Source organism: Pseudomonas sp. BTN1 (assembly GCF_001907715.1).
In the GTDB taxonomy this organism is placed as follows: Bacteria; Pseudomonadota; Gammaproteobacteria; order Pseudomonadales; family Pseudomonadaceae; genus Aquipseudomonas; species Aquipseudomonas paracarnis.
Map to the genome: position 1 here is coordinate 1 of NZ_MPBM01000060.1, position 7,711 is coordinate 7,711.

Here is a 7,711-nt window from a genome sequence, read left to right on the forward strand (position 1 = left end):
CAGCTCGCCACATGGGGAACGGGGCTTACCTCAAGACTGCGGAGCATGCACTATCCCGGTGCACAAAAGCAGTCTTGATTATTTCAAACTGCCAGAGAGGAACTGCTGCAACCGTTCCGACTGCGGGTTCATCAGCACTTCCCGCGGGTTGCCACGCTCCTCAACGATGCCTTTGTGCAAAAACACCAATTGGTTCGACACTTCGCGGGCAAAGCCCATTTCGTGGGTCACGACCACCATGGTGCGGCCTTCCTGGGCCAGGTCCTGCATCACCTTGAGTACTTCGCCTACCAGCTCCGGATCCAGCGCAGAAGTAGGTTCGTCGAACAGCATCACCTCAGGCTCCATCGCCAGTGCACGGGCAATCGCTACGCGCTGCTGCTCGCCACCGGACATGTGGCCGGGGAACGCATCCTTACGATGGCCCACGCCGACTTTGGCCAGGTAATGCTCGGCCTTCTCGCGGGCTTCTTTCTTGGATATGCCCAACACGTGCACCGGGGCTTCCATCACGTTTTCAATCGCGGTCATGTGCGACCACAGGTTGAAATGCTGGAACACCATGGACAGGCGCGAACGCATGCGCTGCAACTGCTTGGGGTCGGCAGCCTTCATGGCGCCGTCCTTGTTGGCCACCAGTTTCAGCTCTTCGTTATTGAGCAAAATCTTGCCGGCGTGGGGCTGCTCCAGCAGGTTGATGCAGCGCAAAAAAGTACTTTTGCCCGAACCGCTGGAACCGATGATGCTGATCACATCACCGGCGGCGGCGGCCAGGGACACACCTTTGAGCACTTCATGACTGCCATAGCGTTTATGCAGGTCTTGGACTTCAAGCTTGTACATGCGGTCGGTTCTCACAAAAACAGGTGGTCAGTCGTTGAGCAAGCGCCCGTGACGCAGCGCTTCGCGCCCCGCCACCTTGGCCAGCCAGAAACCCGCTTGGGCATAACGTAGCCGTTCAACGGCAAACAACACCCCCGAGGTGCCCGCGCAAATAGTGCTTACGCGGTCGGTCAGGGGGTCAATCACTTCAAAAATCTCGTCGCCGGTTTCTACCCAGTCGCCCGCTTTACGCAGGTAACTGATCACCCCGGCATGGGGCGCGAACAGCAGTTCGGTGCCCTCGAAAGGCACACCTTCGCAAGGTTCGTGTTGCGGCGCGGGCCACTCGCCCTTGATCAAGCCTTGTTCGGCGAGGAACGCAAGGATGCCTTCGGCGTGGAAGATGGCTTCATCACGGCCGGTGTCGGCCTGGCCGCCCAATTCCAACGTCGTCGCCAGACAGGCCAGCGGAATTTGCGCCTCGGGGAACAGGCGCGACAAACGCAGCCACGGCAACGAGCACGCCTCGTCAAACGAACTGCCGCCGGAATCCTCCGCCAGCAGGCCGACCTTCACATTCAAATGTGCCGACAACGAACGCCACTGCGGCCAGTGCTGGGGCAGCGCGTACATATGCAGCGCTGCCTCAGCATCGCAATGCAGGTCCAGCACCACATCGGCAGTGCAGGCATGGCTCAGCAGGATACGCTGCATGCCTTGCAACTGGCTGCTCGGCTCGGGCAAGGCGGTGAGTGTATCGCTCATGGCCTGGCGAATCAGGCGCACATTGGCGTGCGGGTCGTCCCCCAGCTTGCCTTGTAGCAACTCGGCCACCGGCTCGCTCAGTTCGACGAAATCGCGGTTGAAATTCTTGCCGCTGCCGACTTCGAAACGCCCTTGGTGGCTGCCCTGCAACAACTGGCCGAGCCCCATCGGGTTGGCGACCGGCACCAACTCGATCACGCCGTTGAGGGCGCCCTGCTGTTCCAGCGTGGTGAGGCGTTTTTTCAGCTCCCACGCGGCACGCATACCCGGCAATTCATCGGCGTGCAGGCTGGCCTGGATATAGGCCTTGCGCTCGCCACTGCCGAAACGAAACACGCTCAGTTGGCGTTCGCAGCCCAAATGCCCCCAGGGCAGCAGATGATCGATACGTTCCATATCAGTGCTTCCGTGGAGCCAGGTAGCTCAGCCAGCGGCGCTCGGCCAACTTGAACAGGCGCACCAGGATGAAGGTCAGGCACAGGTAGAACACGCCGGCGGTGATATAGGCTTCGAACGGCAGGTAATACTGGGCGTTCACCGTGCGCGCGGCACCGGTGATGTCGATCAGCGTGACGATGGAGGCCAGACTGGTGGTCTGCAGCATCATGATCACTTCGTTGCTGTACTGCGGCAGCGCACGGCGCAGGGCCGACGGCAACAGGATGCGGCGGTACAGTTTGTAGCGCGACATGCCCATGGCTTTGGCCGCCTCGATTTCACCGTTAGGCGTGGCCTTGAGGCTGCCGGCGATGATCTCGGCGGTATAGGCGCTGGTGTTGATGGCAAACGCCAGGCACGCACAGAACGTGGCACTGGACAGCAGCGGCCACAGGAAGCTTTCGCGCACCACCTCGAACTGCGCCAGGCCGTAGTAGATCAAAAACAGCTGCACCAGCATCGGCGTGCCGCGGATCACGTAGGTGTAAAGCCAGGCCACGCCATTGACGATCGGCTGCTTGGACACGCGCATCAAGCCCAGGGGCAAGGCTGCGAGCAGGCCGAAGAACAGCGAGATAGCGAGCAGTTTCAGGGTGGTCAGCAAGCCGCCAAGGTACAGCGGCATGGCCTCCCAGATGACGTTGTAGTCGAAGATCATAGATCAGCCGCCCTTACGCCTACCGAGTAGCGCTTCTCAAGGTAACGCAAGGCCAGCAACGACACGCTGGTGATCACCAGGTACATCGCCGCCACTGCGAGGAAGAAGGTAAAAGGCTCGCGGGTGGCGTCTGCCGCCTGCTTGGCCTTGAACATCATGTCTTGCAGACCCACCACCGAAATCAGCGCGGTGGCCTTGGTCAATACCAGCCAGTTGTTGGTAAACCCGGGGATCGCCAGCCGAATCATCTGCGGCACCATCACCCGGAAAAACACCTGGAAGCTGCTCATGCCATACGCCAGGCCGGCCTCAGCCTGCCCCTTGGGAATGGCCATGAAGGCGCCACGGAAAGTTTCCGACAGGTAAGCGCCAAAGATGAAACCCAGGGTGCCGATACCGGCGGCCAGGGGGTTCAAGTCGATATAGTCGTCAAAGCCCAGCAACGGCGCGACGCGGTTGAGCAAGTCCTGACCGCCGTAGAAAATCAGCAGGATCAGCACCAGATCGGGGATCCCGCGGATCACCGTGGAGTACAGGTCGCCCAGCCAAGCCAGCCAGCGTACCGGCGACAGGCGTAGCGCGACCCCGATCAGACCCAGAACAATGGCCAAGGCCATGGACGACAAGGCGAGCTGAAGCGTCAACCATGCGCCATCGAGGATGACGGCCCCGTAGCCTTTCAACATGATTCAGGTCCTCGAAAAGGGGGATGAAAAAATGGCGCAAACTTCAGGATGACTGTTGCTTGCGCCATTTCGGACAGACAGCTGCGATGAGTTACTTGGCGTCAGCGCCGTAAATATCGAAGTCGAAGTACTTGTCCTGGATTTTCTTGTATTCGCCGTTGGCACGGATCGCAGCGATGGCCGCATTGATGCGCTCAAGGTTTTCCTTGTCGCCTTTGCGCACTGCGATGCCGATACCGTCGCCGAAGTATTTGGCTTCGGTGAACGATGGGCCTACAAACGCGTAGCCTTTGCCGGCGTCGGTTTTCAGGAAGCCGTCTTGCAGCAGGGTGGCATCAGCCACGGTACCGTCGAGACGACCGGCGGCCACATCCAGGTAGATTTCGTTCTGGGTGCTGTAGCCCTTGATATTCGCACCTTTTGGCGCCAGGACTTCACGGGCGAAACGGTCGTGGATCGAACCGCGCTGCACACCGATCGTCTTGCCTTTGAGCTCATCCAGGCCGTCGCTGACGGTGGTGCCTTCCTTCATCACCAGGCGCGCTGGGGACAGGTAGTAGCGGGTAGTGAAGTCCACGGATTTCTTGCGGTCGTCAGTGATGGACATGGACGACAGGATCGCGTCGATCTTACGCACTTTGAGTGCCGGGATCAGACCATCGAATTCCTGCTCGACCCAGGTGCACTTGACGTCCATCTGCTTGCACAGCGCATTGCCGATGTCGTAGTCAAAACCGACGATGCTGCCATCCGGCGCCTTCGAGGCAAACGGAGGGTAAGCCGCTTCGATACCAATTTTCAGCGGCTTGCCTTCGGCGAAAGCCTGCATGGACAGCACGGACAGCGCCAGGGCGCCCAACAGCACGAGTTTCTTCATCTTGGGACTCCATCGGTATAGGGCAAAAACAGCAGTATGAGCCATGGCCCACGATGCGGCGAAGGTGTAACCGAATAGCGGTGCTGCGTCCTGCGCGGGCGACACCTGCGACGACGAGCGAGTGATCGGCATTCTAACGACAGGCCGGAGGCCGATATTTCCTCAATGCGACAACAATTTACAGAAGCACTGAGAAAGCGGTTCCAGCTCATTGACAGCCTCTGAATTTTATGCAGAGACAAAAGATATTAAACCTGATGATGCTGCAAATTGCGGGCCTATTATTCGCAAACCCTTCTAGCACGGCAAGTCTGGCGTTTAATCTTATTTGTGGGGATGTCTAGAACGCGGTTTTTCGGGGCGTAGGCGTGGTCCATCGCCCCAGGTTTGTGCGGGCGGTTACACATTTGAGCGAGGCGGTAACATTCAGAAACGTCCTACGGGGAAAACCGATATTTATTGGTTTAGTGGCTTGCAGGTCTGTCAGACCGCCATCCATACCCCCTTATGAAATGCAATCTGAACTGTGGGAGTTGGCTTGCCTGCGATAGGGATGCCTCAGCCAACCAACCTTTGCCTGACATACCCCTATCGCAGGCAAGCCAGCTCCCACACTAAATCTGGGCGGTCTTGAGGCCGTACAAAAAAGCCCCACCCGGCCTGCACCGAATGGGGCTTTGTCCCACCTACTCCGCTTACGCGACGTTCATGGTCTTGTGCGTTTCAATCAAATGCGCCACCACGCTTGGATCTGCCAAGGTAGAGATATCCCCCAACCCATCGTATTCAGCCGTGGCGATCTTGCGCAAAATGCGCCGCATGATTTTCCCCGAGCGCGTTTTTGGCAACCCAGGCGCCCACTGGATCACATCCGGCGAGGCAATCGGCCCGATTTCCTTGCGTACCCAGTTCTTCAGTTCCAGGCGCAGTGCTTCGTTGGGCTCTTCACCATTCTTCAAGGTGACATACACATAAATGCCCTGCCCCTTGATGTCATGCGGCACACCCACCACCGCCGCCTCGGCGACTTTGGGGTGCGCAACCATGGCGCTTTCAATCTCGGCAGTGCCCATGCGGTGGCCGGACACGTTCAACACGTCATCCACACGGCCCGTGATCCACCAGTAACCGTCCTCATCGCGACGCGCGCCGTCACCGGTGAAGTACATGCCGCGGAAGGTCTTGAAGTAGGTGTCGACAAAACGGTCATGGTCGCCGTACAGGGTACGCGCCTGGCCTGGCCAGGAATCCAGAATCACCAGGTTGCCTTCGGCGGCGCCTTCGATGATGTTGCCCAGGTTGTCCACCAACGCCGGCACCACCCCGAAGAACGGCCGTGCCGCCGAACCCGGCTTCAACGCATGGGCGCCTGGCAGTGGGCTCATCAGCGTGGCGCCGGTTTCGGTTTGCCACCAGGTGTCGACGATCGGGCAACGGGATTGGCCGACGTTCTTGTAGTACCAGTCCCAGGCTTCCGGGTTGATCGGCTCGCCCACCGAACCCAGCAGGCGCAGGCTACTGCCGTCGGCGCCTTCGCAGGCCGCGGTGCCGGAGGCCATCATGGCGCGGATCGCAGTCGGTGCGGTGTAGAGGATGTTGACCTTGTGCTTGTCGACGATCTTCGCCACGCGGGTGATGTCCGGGTAGTTCGGCACGCCTTCGAACAGCAGCGTGGTCGCGCCATTGGCCAGCGGGCCGTAGACGATGTAGGTGTGGCCGGTGACCCAGCCCACGTCGGCAGTGCACCAGTAGATTTCGCCCGGGCGATAGTCGAATACACGCTCGTGGGTCAGGGCCGCATAGAGCAGGTAGCCGCCGGTGGTGTGCTGCACGCCTTTAGGCTTGCCGGTAGAGCCAGAGGTATAGAGGATAAACAGCGCTTCTTCGGCGCCCATTTCTTTTGGCGCGCAGACGGTGCCCGCCACTTTCATCAGGTCTTCGTACCAGATGTCGCGATGCTGGTTCCACTTGATCGCGCCATTGGTGCGCTTGCACACGATCACCTTCTGGATGCTGCTGGTTTCCGGGTTGGTCAGCGCGTCGTCAACGTTAGCCTTCAGCGGAATCTTCTTACCAGCGCGGATGCCTTCGTCAGCGGTAATCACCACTTTCGACTTACAGTCGATGATGCGACCGGCCAGGGCTTCCGGGGAAAAACCGCCAAACACCACCGAATGGATCGCGCCGATGCGGGTACACGCCAGCATGGCGACCACGGCTTCGGGAATCATCGGCATATAGATAGTCACCACATCGCCGCGGTGCACGTCCTGGCCGCGCAAGGCGTTGGCGAACTTGCAGACTTCCTCATGCAACTCGCGGTAGGTGATGTTGCGGCTCTCGGCAGGGTCGTCGCCCTCCCAGATGATTGCGATCTGGTCGCCACGCTCGGCGAGGTGACGGTCCAGGCAATTGTAGGAAACGTTCAGGGTGCCATCGGCGAACCATTTGATGTCGACATGGTGGTCGTCGAAAGAGGTCTGCTTCACCGCGGTGAAAGGCTTGACCCAGTCAAGGCGCTTGGCTTGCTCGCGCCAGAAGCCATCGGGGTTGACCACCGACTGCTGGTACATGGCCTTGTAGGTCGCCTCGTCGGTCAGCGTATTGGCTGCTACTTCGGGGCGAACGGGGTACAGGGAAGCCGCACTCATCTTTCTTACCTCGGTGACATAGTTGTTGTTGTATGGCCCCTGTTGTAGCCGGGGTGGGCCTATAGAACCATTCGACGATGGTAGTAACAAGACCCTACAAATTGCCCTGCTATGCCGTTTCACCGCTCTGGCCCGCGTGCTGCGGCGGCTGACAGGTTTCTGAAAAAATCTTGATTGAGGGATTGTTACAAAAACCGCCAAAAGTGTTTATCAAAACCACGGGTATATGAATATAACCGAGGCGCCTAAAATCAACTCCGCCAACAAGGCACTCTGATTAACAACGCAACAGCCCCCACGAAGGCAACGTTAATCCGAACTTCCCAACTTTAAGTGACACACGCGGCCTCACAAGGGCCCCGTGCCCCCTTTCGCCCTGAAGAAGGTAATGAAGAAATGAAAGCGTTATTAGTTATGGCCCTGAGCAGCTTGTGCGCCACCGCCGCCCTGGCCGACGAGGCCCCGACTGAACTGGCCGGCCAGAGCGCCCCGATTGTTGAGGATTACACCTATAGCACGCACTTGGATGTTGCCAAAGTCTTGTCCATGAGCAGCATTCCAGAAGTCTGCGAAGTTGTACCGGTGAAGATGGAATATGAAGATTCGCAAGGCCAGCGTCATATTCTTAACTATCAAGTGATGGGCAATGGTTGCTCTAACGGCTAACAACTTCTGAAGTTGGATTCTTAATTGCCGCAAGAAATCGTTCTTGCGGCCAAGAACCCGCCCTTGAATACACCCCACATCAATTGTGTGGGAGCTGGCTTGCCTGCGATGGCGATTTCAGCCACGACCACACATAGTACGCCACCTT

The 7,711-nt window shown here is 58.7% G+C and carries 7 protein-coding genes; 1 reads left to right on the forward strand and 6 read right to left on the reverse strand.

From position 1 onward, the window contains the following. Nucleotides 1-78 precede the first annotated feature (78 nt). The 6 genes from BMH52_RS25350 to acs all read right to left on the reverse strand — a co-directional run bounded on the left by BMH52_RS25350 (nt 79) and on the right by acs (nt 6,897). Nucleotides 79-843, reverse strand: a complete 765-nt coding sequence (locus BMH52_RS25350; protein ID WP_073845430.1) for an ABC transporter ATP-binding protein — start codon at nt 841-843, stop codon at nt 79-81. A 27-nt stretch (nt 844-870) separates the two neighbouring features. After that, on the reverse strand, nt 871-1,983 hold the full coding sequence (locus BMH52_RS25355) for a succinylglutamate desuccinylase/aspartoacylase family protein (RefSeq protein WP_014719599.1): 1,113 nt from the start codon (nt 1,981-1,983) through the stop codon (nt 871-873). Nucleotide 1,984: 1 nt separating this feature from the next. Next, nucleotides 1,985-2,683, reverse strand: a complete 699-nt coding sequence (locus tag BMH52_RS25360) for an ABC transporter permease (protein WP_003193625.1) — start codon at nt 2,681-2,683, stop codon at nt 1,985-1,987. Beyond that, nucleotides 2,680-3,369 (reverse strand): ABC transporter permease, encoded by a 690-nt coding sequence (locus BMH52_RS25365; protein WP_003193627.1) that lies wholly within the window; start codon nt 3,367-3,369, stop codon nt 2,680-2,682. The genes BMH52_RS25360 and BMH52_RS25365 overlap by 4 nt, the downstream gene beginning before the upstream one ends. Before the next feature lie 91 nt (nt 3,370-3,460). Next, complete coding sequence (locus tag BMH52_RS25370; RefSeq protein ID WP_047711612.1) at nt 3,461-4,246, reverse strand: ABC transporter substrate-binding protein; 786 nt, start codon at nt 4,244-4,246, stop codon at nt 3,461-3,463. Between the two features lie 695 nt (nt 4,247-4,941). After that, nucleotides 4,942-6,897, reverse strand: a complete 1,956-nt coding sequence (gene acs, locus BMH52_RS25375; RefSeq protein ID WP_005790645.1) for an acetate--CoA ligase — start codon at nt 6,895-6,897, stop codon at nt 4,942-4,944. Between the two features lie 396 nt (nt 6,898-7,293). Here acs and BMH52_RS25380 point away from each other — a divergent pair, with 396 nt between their 5' ends. Next, the gene (locus tag BMH52_RS25380) at nt 7,294-7,563 is read left to right on the forward strand and encodes a DUF2790 domain-containing protein (RefSeq protein WP_073845432.1); all 270 of its coding nucleotides are present in this window, start codon (nt 7,294-7,296) and stop codon (nt 7,561-7,563) included. Nucleotides 7,564-7,711 lie beyond the last annotated feature (148 nt).

What these genes read in the sequence shown, in the direction of transcription:
- BMH52_RS25360 (WP_003193625.1), bottom strand. Translation starts at nt 2,683, where the DNA reads ATGATCTTCGACTACAACGTCATCTGGGAGGCCATGCCGCTGTACCTT.
- BMH52_RS25370 (WP_047711612.1), bottom strand. Translation starts at nt 4,246, where the DNA reads ATGAAGAAACTCGTGCTGTTGGGCGCCCTGGCGCTGTCCGTGCTGTCC.
- BMH52_RS25350 (WP_073845430.1), bottom strand. Translation starts at nt 843, where the DNA reads ATGTACAAGCTTGAAGTCCAAGACCTGCATAAACGCTATGGCAGTCAT.
- acs (WP_005790645.1), bottom strand. Translation starts at nt 6,897, where the DNA reads ATGAGTGCGGCTTCCCTGTACCCCGTTCGCCCCGAAGTAGCAGCCAAT.
- BMH52_RS25380 (WP_073845432.1), top strand. Translation starts at nt 7,294, where the DNA reads ATGAAAGCGTTATTAGTTATGGCCCTGAGCAGCTTGTGCGCCACCGCC.
- BMH52_RS25355 (WP_014719599.1), bottom strand. Translation starts at nt 1,983, where the DNA reads ATGGAACGTATCGATCATCTGCTGCCCTGGGGGCATTTGGGCTGCGAA.
- BMH52_RS25365 (WP_003193627.1), bottom strand. Translation starts at nt 3,369, where the DNA reads ATGTTGAAAGGCTACGGGGCCGTCATCCTCGATGGCGCATGGTTGACG.